The sequence below is a fragment of the Roseicyclus persicicus genome, assembly GCF_012395815.1.
GTDB classification, from domain to species: Bacteria; Pseudomonadota; Alphaproteobacteria; order Rhodobacterales; family Rhodobacteraceae; genus Roseicyclus; species Roseicyclus persicicus.
Map to the genome: position 1 here is coordinate 105,888 of NZ_JAAZQQ010000003.1, position 14,528 is coordinate 120,415.

Annotated in this window: 14 protein-coding genes; 8 read left to right on the top strand and 6 right to left on the bottom strand. The window is 71.5% G+C overall.

What is annotated here, in order from left to right; all coding sequences use genetic code 11:
- Positions 1-126 precede the first annotated feature (126 nt).
- A complete protein-coding gene (locus HCU73_RS10380; protein WP_168623391.1) occupies positions 127-570 on the top strand; it encodes a hypothetical protein in 444 nt (147 codons plus the stop codon).
- A gap of 27 nt (positions 571-597) precedes the next feature.
- Here HCU73_RS10380 and HCU73_RS10385 read toward each other — a convergent pair whose 3' ends face one another.
- Together HCU73_RS10385 and HCU73_RS10390 are read right to left on the bottom strand one after the other, a co-directional pair.
- Positions 598-1,191, bottom strand: a complete 594-nt coding sequence (locus HCU73_RS10385; RefSeq protein ID WP_168623392.1) for a DUF1176 domain-containing protein — start codon at positions 1,189-1,191, stop codon at positions 598-600.
- 126 nt (positions 1,192-1,317) lie between these two features.
- Positions 1,318-3,012 carry an ABC transporter permease gene (locus tag HCU73_RS10390; protein ID WP_168623393.1) on the bottom strand — a complete coding sequence of 565 codons (1,695 nt, stop codon included), beginning with the start codon at positions 3,010-3,012 and terminating at the stop codon, positions 1,318-1,320.
- A 144-nt stretch (positions 3,013-3,156) separates the two neighbouring features.
- On the opposite strand from HCU73_RS10390, the gene HCU73_RS10395 reads away from it, so the two are divergent.
- Genes HCU73_RS10395 through arsJ form a run of 3 tightly spaced genes read left to right on the top strand, consistent with a single transcriptional unit; the run spans position 3,157 to position 6,241 of the window.
- Entirely contained in the window at positions 3,157-3,999 is an 843-nt protein-coding gene (locus HCU73_RS10395; RefSeq protein WP_168623394.1) for an arsenate reductase/protein-tyrosine-phosphatase family protein, read from the top strand.
- Positions 3,996-4,994 (top strand): ArsJ-associated glyceraldehyde-3-phosphate dehydrogenase, encoded by a 999-nt coding sequence (locus HCU73_RS10400; RefSeq protein WP_168623395.1) that lies wholly within the window; start codon positions 3,996-3,998, stop codon positions 4,992-4,994. Before HCU73_RS10395 ends, HCU73_RS10400 begins: the two co-directional genes overlap by 4 nt.
- Positions 4,991-6,241, top strand: a complete 1,251-nt coding sequence (gene arsJ / locus HCU73_RS10405) for an organoarsenical effux MFS transporter ArsJ (protein WP_168623396.1) — start codon at positions 4,991-4,993, stop codon at positions 6,239-6,241. Before HCU73_RS10400 ends, arsJ begins: the two co-directional genes overlap by 4 nt.
- Before the next feature lie 330 nt (positions 6,242-6,571).
- Here the strand turns inward: arsJ and HCU73_RS10410 are convergent, their stop codons facing one another.
- Positions 6,572-6,901 (bottom strand): hypothetical protein, encoded by a 330-nt coding sequence (locus HCU73_RS10410; protein WP_168623397.1) that lies wholly within the window; start codon positions 6,899-6,901, stop codon positions 6,572-6,574.
- A complete protein-coding gene (locus HCU73_RS10415) occupies positions 6,898-7,194 on the bottom strand; it encodes a rod-binding protein (protein WP_168623398.1) in 297 nt (98 codons plus the stop codon). Before HCU73_RS10415 ends, HCU73_RS10410 begins: the two co-directional genes overlap by 4 nt.
- A 2,147-nt stretch (positions 7,195-9,341) precedes the next feature.
- On the opposite strand from HCU73_RS10415, the gene HCU73_RS18875 reads away from it, so the two are divergent.
- Positions 9,342-9,761, top strand: coding sequence for a flagellar hook-length control protein FliK (locus HCU73_RS18875; RefSeq protein WP_168623399.1), 420 nt, complete (start codon positions 9,342-9,344; stop codon positions 9,759-9,761).
- A gap of 13 nt (positions 9,762-9,774) precedes the next feature.
- Positions 9,775-10,431, top strand: coding sequence for a flagellar hook capping FlgD N-terminal domain-containing protein (locus HCU73_RS10425; RefSeq protein WP_168623400.1), 657 nt, complete (start codon positions 9,775-9,777; stop codon positions 10,429-10,431).
- A 3-nt stretch (positions 10,432-10,434) separates the two neighbouring features.
- On the opposite strand, the gene ubiB is transcribed toward HCU73_RS10425, so the two are convergent.
- Both ubiB and ubiE read right to left on the bottom strand, forming a co-directional pair.
- On the bottom strand, positions 10,435-11,964 hold the full coding sequence (ubiB, locus tag HCU73_RS10430; RefSeq protein ID WP_168623401.1) for a 2-polyprenylphenol 6-hydroxylase: 1,530 nt from the start codon (positions 11,962-11,964) through the stop codon (positions 10,435-10,437).
- 1 nt (position 11,965) lies between these two features.
- On the bottom strand, positions 11,966-12,721 hold the full coding sequence (gene ubiE / locus HCU73_RS10435; RefSeq protein ID WP_168623402.1) for a bifunctional demethylmenaquinone methyltransferase/2-methoxy-6-polyprenyl-1,4-benzoquinol methylase UbiE: 756 nt from the start codon (positions 12,719-12,721) through the stop codon (positions 11,966-11,968).
- A gap of 87 nt (positions 12,722-12,808) precedes the next feature.
- On the opposite strand from ubiE, the gene mutM reads away from it, so the two are divergent.
- Entirely contained in the window at positions 12,809-13,675 is an 867-nt protein-coding gene (mutM, locus tag HCU73_RS10440) for a bifunctional DNA-formamidopyrimidine glycosylase/DNA-(apurinic or apyrimidinic site) lyase (protein ID WP_168623403.1), read from the top strand.
- Between the two features lie 64 nt (positions 13,676-13,739).
- Positions 13,740-14,516 carry an enoyl-CoA hydratase gene (locus tag HCU73_RS10445; RefSeq protein ID WP_168623404.1) on the top strand — a complete coding sequence of 259 codons (777 nt, stop codon included), beginning with the start codon at positions 13,740-13,742 and terminating at the stop codon, positions 14,514-14,516.
- Positions 14,517-14,528 lie beyond the last annotated feature (12 nt).

Here is a 14,528-nt window from a genome sequence, read left to right on the forward strand (position 1 = left end):
CCCGTTTCCGTTCGGGGGTCTGCGCCGTTGGGAACGCCAGCGAAGGCCGCCGCCGTGCGCCGGGCACCTGTCGACCGACCGTCACGCGGACTTTCCTGGCCTTCGACGACCGCGTAGCCTCCGGGGATGACAAAGGGCGCTCTCAGGTTCTTCTTCGATCATGGCGCGGGCGGGTGCCTGTGGGCGGGTGACGAAGACACGCGCGCGCGGCTGGGCGTCGGGCCGGTCGATGCCGGATCCTTCGACCTGAAAGGGCGCGTCCTGTCGCCGGCCAGGCTGCCCCTCTCGGCAGCTGCCCAACGCCTGCGAGATGATCTTGGGTTCCAGCATTCCCGCTATCTCAACCCGTTGTATCCACCCGACCCAAGCCTCTGGTCACAGGCGCTTTGCGACCGGTTCAACGCGGATGTGGATCGGCTGCTGGCGCTTCTGCGCCGGGAGCTGGGTGGGGACTACGACATCACGGACGAACAACCGCGCTATGCCGAGGATCCCCGGCTCGCCGACTATCTGGCGAAGAACCCCGGTCTCAAGGTGATGGACCGGGTGACGCGGCCAACCATCGGATGACGGGCGGCACGCCCGGAGCCCGCCGGTCTAGTCGAACAGCACGAGGGTCGTCGGGTTCACCTCGCCGTCATAGGTCGGATCGACATCGTAACGGACAAGGCGGAAGTTGAGGTCGACAAGCCGCCAGACCGCGGCCGACGACGCGTCGCCCATGCCCCGCCAATAGCCGATCTCGCGCAGTTCGCCGATTGCGGTGTCGATCTCCGCGTTGACGACGATCTGCGACGCGGACCAGCCGACGATCCTGACCTCGCGCACGGCGCTGTCCAGATCATCCGGGTCTTCGAGGACGATATCGAGATCGGGGCTGGCGACGGACAGCGGGGTGATCCCGTCCGCCTCCGTATATCCGATCAGGACCGACTGGACGTTGTAGGCGCCGACATTGCAGCGAAACAGCCAGACCTCCATCGGCACCGGCGCGTCGCCGTAGGTCATCGGCGATACCACCGCATACCGCCGCGGCGGTTCGATCAGGCGGCCGTCCTCCAGAAAGGCGCTGTAGCAGGTATCCGCATAGGCGGCCGAAAACACCGCCGTGGCCCGGTCGTCCAGCGTGTCGGCAAGGGCCGGCATCCCCAGCGCCAGCGACGGAAGCATCAGCACAGGAAGAAGTTTCATCGAGGGCTCCGAAGATCATGGGGTCGAGGTCCGGCATCGTGCGGTCGCCGCACCCCCAGATCAGAGGCCAGGCCGGCGGATTGCAAGGCCGAACGGGGTGCCTGGCCGCTGGCGTTGCCGCCCCCCTCACGCCGTCCGCTGCACCTGCGCCGCCGCCGCGGCGATGGCGTCGCGGGAGGGGCGGCCCTCGCGGCCGATGCTCCAGCACAGGATCGCCACGGGGATGAGGCCCACCGCCCCGATCACGAGGCTCGGCACCGCCGCCTCGGCCAGCCGCTCGTCCGAGGCGAGGCGATGCGCCTGCACCGCCAGCGTGTCGTAGTTGAACGGCCGCAGGATCAGGGTGGCCGGCAGTTCCTTCATCACGTCCACGAACACGATCAGCAGCGCCGTCAGGATCGAGGGCCGCAGGATCGGCATGTGGATGCGGCGCAGCATCGGCGCCGGCCCGTGGCCCAAGGTGCGGGCGACCGCGTCCATGTTGGGGTTCACCGTCGCAAGGCCGGATTCGTAGGTGTTCAGCGCCACCGCCATGAAGCGCACCATGTAGGCCGCGATCATCAGCCAGATGGACCCGGTGATCAGGAGGCCGGTGTCGATCCCGAACCGCGCCTCCATCACCGCGTCGAGCGCGTTGTCGAAGGCCGCGAAGGGGAACAGCAGGCCCACCGCGATCACGCCGCCCGGCACGGCATAGCCGATGCCCGCGACCCGGAGGGCCGACTGCGCGCCCCGCGTCGGGTGCAGGCGGGCGTTGAACCCCAGCGCGATGGCCGCGCCGACGGTCAGCACCGCGGCGATGGCGGCCAGCGTCACCGAATGCTGGAGGAAGCCGAGGTAGCGCGGCGAGAACAGGAGCTGGCTGGTGTCCGCGGCCAGGGTCACGAGGATGACCGTGGGCAGCAGGAAGCCGAACAGCACCGGCAGCCCGCAGAGCAGGATCGCGCCGGCCGCCGCGCGGCCCGAAAGCGTCGCCGGCTCCATCCGCTCGAAGCGGCGGCCGGCGTCGTGGTGGCGCAGGTGCTGGCGCTGGCGCCGCTCCAGCACGGCCAGCGTCAGCGCGATCACCAGCAGGCAGAGCGCCAACTGCGCCGCGGCGCCGCGGTCGAACAGGCCGAACCAGCTGACGTAGATGCCGGTGGCGAAGGTCTGGACGCCGAAATACGAGACGGTGCCGTAATCGGCGAGCGTCTCCATCAGCACCAGCAGCACGCCGCCCGCGATGGCCGGCCGAGCCACCGGCACCGACACCCGGAAGAAGGCGCCCCAGGGCCCCTGCCCCAGCGTGCGCGCCGCGATGTAGGCGGTGGAGGACTGGCGCAGGAACGCCGCGCGGGCCAGCAGGTAGACGTAGGGGTAAAGGACGAAGGTCAACATCGCCGCCGCGCCGCCGAGGCTGCGGATCTCGGGGAACCAGTAGTCGCGCGGGCCCCAGCCGGTCAGGTCGCGCAGCGTCGACTGCACCCAGCCGGGGTGGTCCAGAAGGTCGGTATAGGCATAGGCCAGCACATAGGCCGGGTAGGTCAGCGGCAGGGCCAGCGCGATTTCCAGCACCCGCCGGCCCGGGAAGCGCGTGGCCGTCACCAGCCAGGCTGTCGAGGTCCCGATCACCGCCGTGCCGACGCCGACGATCAGCGCAAGCAGCGCCGTGGTCCCGGCGTAGCGCGGCAGGACGCTGCCCGCGAGGCCCGCCAGCGTGTCCGTCCCGCCGCCCAGCGCCGCGACCGCGACCGCCGCCATCGGCAGCAGGCACAGGCCCGCCGCCAGCCAGGCGATCACGGACATGCGGCGCGGAGGGGTCGGGCGGGCAGGCTTGGCCATGGCGCGGTCGGGTGTCTTTCGCTGCGTCAATCCGATCTCTTTTGTCAGGCTTTCGGCGGATTGCAAGCGGCCGGGGCCGGGCTGGGCGGCTCTGTCGCAAAAGCTTCACTTGAGCCGCGGCGATGATTCTGTATTTCCAGAATTATGGAAATAGACCTGACAACCAGATTCGCGGCCCTCAGCCACCCGGCGCGGCTCGACGTGCTGCGGCTCCTGATCCGGCGCCACCCCGACCCGCTGCCGGCGGGCGAGATCGCGGGGGTGCTGGGCCTGAAGCCCAACACGCTCAGCCCCTACCTGGCCGAGCTGTTGCGCACCGGGCTCGTGACGCGCACCCGCAGCGGCACCTCGCTCCTCTACGGGGCCGACCTGCCGGGGCTGCGGTCGATGACCGAGGCGCTGCTGATCGACTGCTGCCGGGGGCGGCCCGACCTTTGCCCGCCCACCTCCCTTTCCCTTCCCACCGGAGACAGGCCCATGACCGCCCCCCGCTACCGCGTGCTGTTCATCTGCACCGGCAACTCCGCCCGGTCCATCTTTGCCGAATCGATCCTGCGCAAGCTCGCGGGGGACAGGTTCGACGTCCACTCTGCCGGCACCCGCCCGCAGTCGGAGCTGAACCCGCTGGCCGTCCGCATGTTGCAGGACAAGGGCTACGAGACCGAAACCCTCCGCGCCAAGAACGTGTCCGAGTTCCAGGGCCATGACGTGGTGCCCTTCGACTTCGTGTTCACCGTCTGCGACCGCGCCGCGAACGAGGAGTGCCCGACCTGGCCGGGCCAGCCGCTGACCGCCCATTGGGGCACCCCCGACCCGGTGAAGGCCGAGGGCACCGACGCGCAGCGGATGCTCGCCTTCCAGCAGGCCTACGGGATGCTGCGCAACCGGATCATGGCCTTCGCCGCGCTGCCGCTGCACACGCTCGACCGGCTGTCGCTGCAGCACGCGCTGGACGACATCGCCCGCACCAAGGAGGGCACGGAATGACCGTCTACGCGCTGAACGGCCTCGGCCGGATCGGAAAGCTGGCGCTGCGCCCGCTGCTGGAGCGGGGCGCGCGGATCGCCTGGCTGAACGACGCGGTGGGCGATGCGGCGATGCACGCGCATCTGCTGGAATTCGACACGGTGCACGGGCGCTGGACGGCGGACATCCGCGCCGAGGGCGACGCCATCACCATCGACGGCACCCGCCTGCCGGTGCTGAACGAACGCGATCCCGCGAAGCTGCCGCTTGCGGGCGTAGACGTGGTGATCGACTGCACCGGCGTGTTCAAGACGGCGGCGAAGATCCAGCCGTATCTCGACGCGGGCGTGAAGCGCGTGGTGGTCAGCGCCCCGGTCAAGGACGGCGGCGCGGCCAACATCGTCTACGGCGTGAACCACGACATCTACGACCCCGCGCAGCACCGCATCGTGACGGCGGCGTCCTGCACCACCAACTGCCTCGCCCCGGTGGTCAAGGTGATCCACGAGGGGCTGGGCATCCGGCATGGCTCCATCACCACGATCCATGACGTGACCAACACCCAGACCATCGTCGACCGCCCCGCCAAGGACCTGCGCCGCGCGCGGTCGGCGCTGAACAGCCTGATCCCGACGACCACGGGCAGCGCGACGGCGATCACGCTGATCTACCCCGAGCTGAAGGGGAAGCTGAACGGCCACGCGGTTCGGGTGCCGCTCCTGAACGCGTCGCTGACGGACTGCGTGTTCGAGGTGGAGCGCCCGACGACGGCCGAGGAGGTGAACGCGCTGTTCAAGGTCGCCGCCGAGGGGGCGCTGGCCGGCATCCTCGGCTATGAGGAGCGGCCGCTGGTCAGCGCCGACTACACCAACGACACGCGGTCCTCGATCGTCGACGCGCCCTGCACCATGGTGGTGAACGGCACGCAGGTGAAGGTCTACGCCTGGTACGACAACGAGATGGGCTATGCCCACCGGCTGGTCGACGTGGCCCTGATGGTCGGCGCCGCGCCATGACCGACAGCGCGGGGCGCCCGGAGGGGCTGGCCGCCTACATCGCGGTCACGGCGGCCTACTGGGCCTTCATGCTGACCGACGGCGCGCTCAGGATGCTGGTGCTGCTGCATTTCCACACGCTGGGGTTTTCCCCGGTGCAACTGGCCTACCTGTTCCTGCTCTACGAGCTGGCTGGGATCGTGACCAACCTGAGCGCGGGCTGGATCGCGGCGCGGTTCGGGCTGACGGCGACGCTCTATGCGGGGCTGGGGTTGCAGATCGTCGCGCTGCTGGCGCTGGCGCAGCTCGACCCCGGCTGGGGCATCGCGGCGTCGGTGGCCTTCGTGATGGCGGTGCAGGGCCTGTCGGGCGTGGCCAAAGACCTCGCCAAGATGTCGTCGAAGTCGGCGGTGAAGCTGCTGGCGCCCAAGGGCGACGGGGCGCTGTTCCGCTGGGTGGCGGTGCTGACCGGGTCGAAGAACGCGGTGAAGGGGCTGGGCTTCCTCCTCGGGGCGGCTGCGCTCGCCCTCGTCGGCTTCGTGCCGGCGGTGCTGGGCATGGCGGCGGTGCTGGCGGCGATCCTGCTGGTGATCGCGCTGCGGATGCCCGCAGGGCTGCCCACCGGGCGCAAGGGCGCGAAATTCTCCGAGGTGTTTTCCAGATCGTCGAACGTCAACTGGCTGTCGGCGGCCCGCGTGTTCCTGTTCGGCGCCCGCGACGTGTGGTTCGTGGTCGGCATCCCGATCTACTTCTACGCGGTGCTGTCGGACGGCACCGTCGCCGGCAACCGCGCCGCCTTCTTCACCATCGGCACCTTCATGGCCGCCTGGATCATCCTCTATGGCGCCGTGCAGGCCAGCGCGCCCAGGCTCCTGCGCGCGCAGGCGGTGGGCGACGCGCGCCTGATCCGCCGCGCCTGGGCCTGGGCGGGCGGTCTGGCGCTGGTCCCCGCCGCGCTGGCGCTGACGGTCTGGGCGGCCGGGGCGCCCGCGCCCTGGCTGACCGCGACGCTGATCGGCGGCCTCCTCCTCTTCGGCGCGGTGTTCGCGCTGAATTCGGCGCTGCACTCCTACCTGATCCTCGCCTTCACCGAGGCCGAGCGGGTGACGATGGACGTGGGCTTCTACTACATGGCCAACGCCGGCGGCCGGCTGCTCGGCACGCTTCTGTCGGGCGTGTCCTACCAGCTTGGCGGCCTGCCCGCCTGCCTCGGCACCGCGGCGGTCATGCTGACCCTCAGCGCGCTCTGCGCCCGCCGGCTGCGTTAAGGCCCCGTTCACGCGCGGCTGCTAGGACCGGCCCATGGCCGAGAACCAGCCCCGCCCCCTGATCGTGAAACGCAAGAAGGTGATCGCCGGCGGCGGCCACCACGGCGGCGCCTGGAAGGTCGCCATGAGAGTCACCTTCCTTGGTTCTGTCGCGGCGCGTGTTCGGCGCCGGTTCCATCGAGGCCGGTCCGGGCCTCCACGAAGCGTCCTTCTGACACCTGCACCCCGTTGGTCGGGGGCACGCCACCCGGGCGGGTGCGAGGGGCAGAGTCGCGCCGAAGCCTGAACAACCCCCTAACCCGGACAGCTTGTTGCCTTGGATTTTACCGGTCAGCGCCGGGACAGGGTCTGGCCGGGCGCCGCGGCGCCCTGGCGCTGCCCGCGCGAATCGTAGGTGGTCAGCGTGGCGGTCGCGGGGGCGGTGCGGGCGGTGACGCGTGCAAGACCGCCGCGCGCCGCGTCGACGAGGCGCGCATTGTCGCGGGCCGCCGCCGACAGGGCCGCGAGGCGGTCCGCGTCCGGCGGCGCGGCCATGAGCCGGCGCATGGCGCGGTCGAGACGGTCCGGCAAGGCGGCGAGGGCGGCGAGGTCGCCGGCAAGAAGCGCCCGGCGCTGGTCGCGCAGCAGGGTCTCGACGGTGTCGGCGGCGTTCCGGCTCATGGCGCGCCGCCGCCGCTTCGGGCGACGAGCGCCCGGAACAATGATTCGGACAGCCCGAGACCGCCGCGGGCCACGAGGGCGCGGGCGTGCTCGGCCCGCAGGAGCGAGGCGAACTGGGCCTCGCCGGCGCCGCCGCCAAAGGCGCCCGGGGCCTCGCCGAGACCCGCATGTTTCAGCATTTCCGACAGGAAACTGGCCTCGAGCTCCCGTGCGACAGACAGCAGGGCCGCGGTGTCGGCGGTGGCGCGGGCGGAGGCCGGGGCCGGCAGGGAAGACAGGGCGTCGAGCGTCATGGCGGTGCCTCGAATGCGACGGATTTTCCCGAGCTTCCCAGCCCCGCGTAAAGAATTCGTAAGGGGCCGGTCTGGCATACCGGGCCGACGACCACAGTCGGACAGCCAGAATGGATGACCTGTTTCCCGGCCTCACGCCCCGCGCCGCCCGGCCGGACCGCACCGCGATGACCGCCCTGCCCGGCGCCGCCCCGGAGGGGTTCCTCGCCGCCTTCTCGGGCGCGGTTTCCGCGGCGCCGGGCCTCGCCCCGGTGCGATCTCCCCCGGGCGTGAAGGTGAGCATAATGCATCCGCGGATGGGTGTGGCGGACACGCACTTGGTCACGCCTCCGCCGATGCTGGCGCTGCCGGAGTCGGAGGGTCAGGCCCCTGAGCCCGGCGATCCCGCGCCACGCCCGGGCCCCGGGGCGGCCGGCGACACGGGGGAGATGGCCGATCCTGAAGCGGCGCCCGGCCCCGGGCTGCCCCCCATGGGTCCTGCCGCGGCGCCACCGGCCCCGGAGCCGGAGGAGGTGAGGCAGGACGTGCCTTCGCCGCGCGCCGCGCCGCCCTTCCCGCCAGCGGGTACGGTGGGGCCGGCGGCTCCACCTTCTCCGGTAGGCGCTCCGGCCGAGAGACCGGAGGCGGGCGAACCGCCGGTGCACGGTCCGGGGCCGACCCGCCGAGCCCAGACCGCGCCGGATCGCCCCGATGCGGCCCCGGGCATGGCAGACAGGCGCGCGGCCGCCGCGCCGATCCTGCCCCGGCGGGTCGTCGCCCCCGGTGCCGGTTCCCACCCGGTTCCGCGCGACGTGCCTCCGCAGGTCCTCGCCAACCCGCCTGTCCCCGGGCCACGGCCGCCTGCCTCCGCGATCATGGCCACGAGGGTCGGGGGTGCCCGGGCGATGACTGACGGGCCGACGCAGGGCGTGCAATTGGCGCGGTCGCCGGGCTCCGGTCTGGGTGTCGAGCCGGCGGCGTTTCGGGGCGCGTCGAGCGGACCCGTGTCGCCCGTGCAGCACGCCGATCGTGGAGCACGGGGCGACGCACCGGGGTCCCCCTTGGACCGGACGACCGGGCCTGCCCGCCCTGCGCCAGCCGGGCCAGAAACTGACGACGCACCAACCCGCCCCGGGCCGGCCGCCAGAGCGTCCGGAGCTGACGGGCCCCGCACCACCGACGCGGTGGCCATGACCGCCGCGCCAGTGGTTGCCGGCGGCGCGCCTCGACCCTTGGTCGCGCCTAGTGAGCCCACTTCAGAGCCAACCCTGCCAAGGCCCCCGGCCGGGCGTGCAGACATCCCCGACATGGACTTGCGGGGTGCGGTGCAAAGGGTCGGCCCGCGCGGGGATCACGCTCCCGCCGTCCTTGCCGGACCTAGCCCACAGGGTGCCGACGCCACCTCGGCTGATGCGCAGCGGGCGGGTCCGAACCGGCGGTCCGAGCCGAGGGGCGACCGCACGGAAGCACCGCGCGGGATGCCGCCGGTCGCACTGCGCCCCTCCGGTTCGGCGGCCTTACTCGTCAATGCAGATCGGGCGGAGCCTCCGGCCGGCCATCGTCTTTCTACGGAGACTGCGTCCCGGATCGCGCCGGCCCCGCGGCTTGCCACTCCCATGGCGACGGGCGGTCCGATCCAGTCCGGCCCGCCGGAGATTGCGCCAGGGCAGCCACCTGAGCGTCTTACCGCGGCGGCGCCATCACCCCGGCCGCTTGTGCCGGACCGTATGGCCATCGGGCGACCCGAGCCGGCACCACCCGGCAGCACGCCGTCCCCTGCCCCACAACCCGTCCCGCCGACGGACGCCGAGACGCGCCCGCCGTTGGTTCTGGTCTCCGGACCACGCCCGAGCCCCGACGCGGCCACGACCGCCCCGACCGGCACTTCCCGGTTTGCGTCCGTCACAGGGGCCCCGCCCGGCGCGACCGAGGCCCCGCCCGATCCCGAGCCGGGGCGTCCGGGGGCGGTCGAGGCATCCCCCGCGCCGACGCGCCCGGCCTTGCCCGCCGCCCCGGCCGCCGGCACGCCGGACCCTTCCGCGGCGGTTGCCGTGGCACCGTCCCTCGATACGGGTCCGGTCCCGCCCGCGGATGAGGAGCGCGGCCTGCCCGCCCTCGAGGCGCCGGGACGCCTGGCCGGGGGCGGGACCGCAGCCCCGGCCGCGCCGGTGCCCGCCGGGCCGGCGCCGCCCCCGACCCTCGCCCGGCAGATCCTGCAGGCGCTGGGGGACGCCCGGGAGCCGGGCGGCACCGTGGAGCTGACGCTCGACCCGCCGGAGCTTGGGCGGCTGCGGCTGAGCTTCGTGGAGGTGGGCGGCGCCCTGACGCTGGCGATCATGGCGGACCGCGGCGACACGGCCGAGATGATCCGGCGCCACCTGCCGCTGCTGGCGCAGGAGTTCGCCCGGGCCGGGCTGGATGCGCCCTCGGTCGACATCTCGGGCGGCGGGCGCGGCGACCGGCCACCACCGGATACCCCGGGCGGGGGCACGGGCGCGCCGCAGCCGGACGCCCCCCGCTCTGCCCCGCCCCCGCGCCCCGCCCCGGCCGCCCAGACGGCGGCCGGCGGGCTCGACCTGCGCCTCTAGACAGGAGACCCGGATGGAGATCTTTGCCAACAGCCCCGCCAGCGCCGCACGGTTCGGCGCCACCAGCGCGCGCCCCTCGGCCATCAGCGCCGATTTCGAGACCTTCCTGCGCCTGCTGACCACGCAGATGCAGAACCAGGACCCGCTGAACCCGATGGAATCGACCGAGTTCGCCACCCAGCTCGCCCAGTTCTCGGGGGTCGAGCAGCAGGTGCGCACCAACGACCTGCTGCTCGGGCTGCAGGCCGGGCTCGCGACGCTCGGCATGGGCCAGATCGGCAACTGGATCGGCATGGAGGCGCGGGCCGAGATGCCAGTGAACTTCGACGGGCAGACCACCAGCCTGTCGGGCATCCCGCACCCGCTGGCCGACCGGATGGAGCTGGTGGTGCGCGACGAGTCGGGCGAGATCGTGCAACGCATCCCGATGCCCCTGTCCGACGCGCGGTTCGACTGGGACGGCACCGGGGTCGACGGCACGACCGTGCCGCCCGGGCTCTATAGCTTCGCGGTGCAGAACTGGTCGGACGAGACCCTGCTCGAGGAGCGCGGGGCGATGGTCTACGGGATGGTCGAGGAGGCGGCGCTGGTCGGCGGCGAGGTCTGGCTGGCGCTGGAGGGCGGGGTCAGCATCCCCGCCAGCGACGTGCTGGGGCTGCGGGCGCCCTGACGGTCAGAGCAGCAGCACCAGCGCCGCCGCGGCGACGCCCAGCAACAGACCCGCGGCGCCGTAGCCCAGCCGCTCGGGCCAGGGGTTGCGCGGCTCGGCGCGCGGCGGGTTGGCCTGCGCCAGCAGCGCGCGCTCGGCCAGCGCCGGCAGCCGCGGCCCGAAGCGCGCCAGCACCCGCGCGGTGGCGAGGAGATCGCGCACCGCCGCCTTGGGGCCGACGTTCTCGCGGATGTAGTCCTCGACCACGGGGCGCGCGACGGTCCAGATGTTGATCTCGGGGTCGAGCGATCGCGCCACGCCCTCGACCACCACCATGGTCCGCTGCAGCAGGATCAGCTCGGTCCGCGTCTCCATGCCGAAACGCTCGGTCACCTCGAACAGGTAGGCCAAGAGCCGCGCCATCGAGATGCGGCTCGCGTCCATGCCGAAGATCGGCTCGCCGACCGACCGCAGCGCCTGCGCGAACTCGTCGATGTCGCGGTCGGCGGGGACGTAGCCGGCCTCGAAATGCACCTCGGCGACGCGGCGGTAATCCTTGCGGATGAAGCCCATCAGGATCTCGGCGTAGACCCGGCGCGTATAGACGTCGAGCCGGCCCATGATCCCGAAATCCAGCGCCACGATGTCCCCGTTCGGGGCGACCTTGAGGTTGCCGTGGTGCATGTCGGCGTGGAAGAACCCGTCGCGCAGCGCGTGGCGCAGGAACATCTGCAGCACGCGCGCGGCCAGCGCCTTGCGGTCGAAGCCGTTGCCGTCGATCGCGCCGCCGTCCGACAGGGTGATCCCCTCGACCCATTCCAGCGTCATCATCCGCCGCGAGGACAGGAACCATTCCACCTGCGGCACGACGAAGCCGGCGTCGTCCTTGGTGTTGGCGTGGAACTCGCCGCAGGCCGAGGCCTCGATGCGAAGGTCCAGCTCCTGCGTCACGACCCCCTCGAAATGGGCGATCACGTCGCGCGGCCGCAGCCGGCGCGAGGCGGGCGACAGGGTCTCGACCACCCAGGCGATCAGGTAGAAGGCGTCGATGTCCTTGCGGAAGGCGCGCTCGATGCCGGGGCGCAGGATCTTGACCGCGACCTCGCGCCCGTCATGGGCCAGCCGCGCGCGGTGGACCTGCGCGATGGAGGCGGCTGCGACGGGCTCGGACACCTCGGAGAACAGGGTCTCGACCGGGCGCTCCATCTCGTGGGCGATGACGCGCAGCGCCTCGGCCCGGGGGAAGGGCGGCAGCTTGTCCTGCAGCACCTGCAGCTGAAGCGCCATCTCGGCGCCGACCACGTCGGGGCGGGTCGACAGGATCTGGCCGAACTTGATGTAGGCGGGGCCGAGGGCCGTCAGGGCACGGGGCACCGGCGGCGTCGCGGGGTTGCCGCGCAGGCCGAGCCACTTGAACGGCCAGCCCAGCACGCGGGCCGCGATGCGGATCGAGCGCGGCGCGTCCATCGCCTCGAGCACGGCCCCCATGGCGCCGGTGCGCTCGAAGGTGGCGCCCGTGCGGACGAGGCGCCAGATGTTGTGGGGGCCCCTCACGTCAGATCTTCCACCCCGAATGGAGGGCGGCGATGCCGAAGCTGAGGTTGCGGTAGCTGACCTGCTCGAACCCCGCGGCGCGGATCATCGACGCGAAGGTTTCCTGGTCAGGGAAGCGGCGGATCGATTCCACGAGATACTGGTAGCTGTCGCGGTCGCCTGCGATCAGCTGGCCCATGCGCGGGATCACGTTGAAGGAGTAGAGATCGTAGAGCTTCTGCAGCCCGTCGTTCGGCAGCTGCGAGAACTCCAGCACCATCAGCCGCCCGCCGGGTTTCAGCACGCGGAACGCCTCGGACAGCGCGTCGGGGATGCGGGTGACGTTTCGGATGCCGAAGCTGATCGTGTAGCGGTCGAAGCTGTTGTCCTCGAAGGGCAGCGCCATGGCGTCGCCAACGATCCAGTCGAGCTTGTCGGCCATCTGCGCGGCCTCGGCCCGCTTCTGCCCCTCGACCAGCATCGACTCGGTCATGTCGAGCACCGTTGCCGTGGCCCCCGGCGCGCGGTCGAGAAAGCGGAAGGCCACGTCGCCCGTGCCGCCCGCCACGTCGAGCAGGCGCTGCCCGTTCCGCGGCGCGAGCCAGTCCATCATCGCGTCCTTCCAGACGCGGTGGATGCCGACGCTCATCACGTCGTTCATGATGTCGTATTTCGAGGCGACGTTGGTGAACACGCCGTGGACGAGCCCCGCCTTCTGCTCCTCGGCGACCTCCTGGTAGCCGAAATGGGTCGTGCGCCCTTGCGTGTCCTCGGCCATCGGGGCTTGTCCTTTCCTTGTCCCGCCCCTTCTTATAGGGGCCGTCCGGGGCGTTACAACGGCGCCCACGACATAGGAAAGCCCGCCTTGCCCGAACTTCCAGAAGTCGAGACAGTCCGTCGCGGCCTCGCCCCCGTGCTGGAGGGCGCCCGGATCGCGCGGGCGCAGGTGAACCGGCCCGACCTGCGCTGGCCGTTTCCGCCACGCATGGCCGAGCGGCTGACCGGCGCGCGGGTGGATCGGCTGCGGCGGCGGTCGAAGTACATCCTGGCCGATCTCGACACCGGCGAGACGCTGATCGTGCACCTCGGCATGTCGGGGCGGATGATCGTGTCGGGCGGCGGGGCCGGGCGGGACATGCTGGCGCAGTTCCACCACCTGCACCCGGCGCCGGAAAAGCACGACCATGTCATCCTCGACACGGACGCCGGCGCACGCGTCACCTTCAACGACGCGCGGCGGTTCGGGGCGATGGACCTCTGCCCGACCGAGGCGGTGGAGGAACATTGGCTCCTGAAGGGGATCGGGCCCGAGCCGCTGGGCAATGCCTTCGACGAGCCCTACCTCGTGGCGGCCTTCCACGGGCGCAGGACGCCGGTGAAGGCCGCGCTGCTGGACCAGCGGATCGTCGCGGGCCTGGGCAACATCTACGTCTGCGAGGCGCTGTTCCGGGCCGGCATCTCGCCGCTCCGGCAGGCCGGCCGCATCGCCGCGCCCCGAGTCGCGGCCCTCGTGCCGATCATCCGGGATGTCCTTACGGAAGCCATTTCCGCGGGCGGATCGAGCCTGCGGGACTACCGGCAGGCGGACGGGGAACTGGGGTATTTTCAACACACCTTCCGCGTCTACGGGCGCGAGGACGAGCCCTGCCAAACCCCCGGTTGCACTGGGAAAATCCGCCGGAAGGTGCAGGCGGGGCGGTCGAGCTTCTATTGCCCGGACTGTCAGAGATAACTTGAAACCGCGCGCCGGACTGATAACCCTCCGCCCCTGAGCAACAGCCGGAGAGCCGGACCAGATGGCCTACGAGACCCTGATCGTCGAGATCGAAGATCACATCGCGCTCATCAAGCTGAACCGCCCCGATGCCCTGAACGCGCTGAACGGCCAGCTGCTGGGCGAGCTGGCGAAGGCCCTGAAATCGGCGGACGAGAACGACAAGGTGCGCTGCATCGTCCTGACCGGCAGCGAGAAGGCCTTTGCCGCGGGCGCCGACATCCGCGAGATGAGCGAGAAGAGCTTCGTCGAGGTCTTCACCGAGGACATGTTCGGCGGCGAGGTCGAGCAGATGCTGCGCGTCCGCAAGCCGATCATCGCCGCGGTGGCGGGCTACGCACTGGGCGGGGGCTGCGAGCTGGCCATGATGTGCGACTTCATCATCGCCGCCGACACCGCCAAGTTCGGCCAGCCCGAGATCAACCTCGGCGTCGTGGCCGGCATTGGCGGGACGCAGCGGCTGACCCGTTTCGTCGGCAAGTCCAAGTCGATGGACATGCACCTGACCGGCCGCTTCATGACCGCCGAGGAGGCCGAGCGCTGCGGGCTCGTCAGCCGCGTGGTGCCCGCCAAGAAGCTGCTGGAAGAGGCGATGGGCGCCGCCTCCAAGATCGCGGAAAAGTCGATGCTGGCGACGATGGCCGTGAAGGAGGCCGTCAACCGCAGCTACGAGATGACGCTGCGCGAGGGGCTCCTGTTCGAGCGCCGGCTGTTCCACGCGCTGTTCGCCACCGAGGACCAGAAGGAGGGCATGGCCGCCTTCCTCGAAAAGCGCGAGCCGCAGTTCCGCGACAAGTAGGGTGCGCCGTCG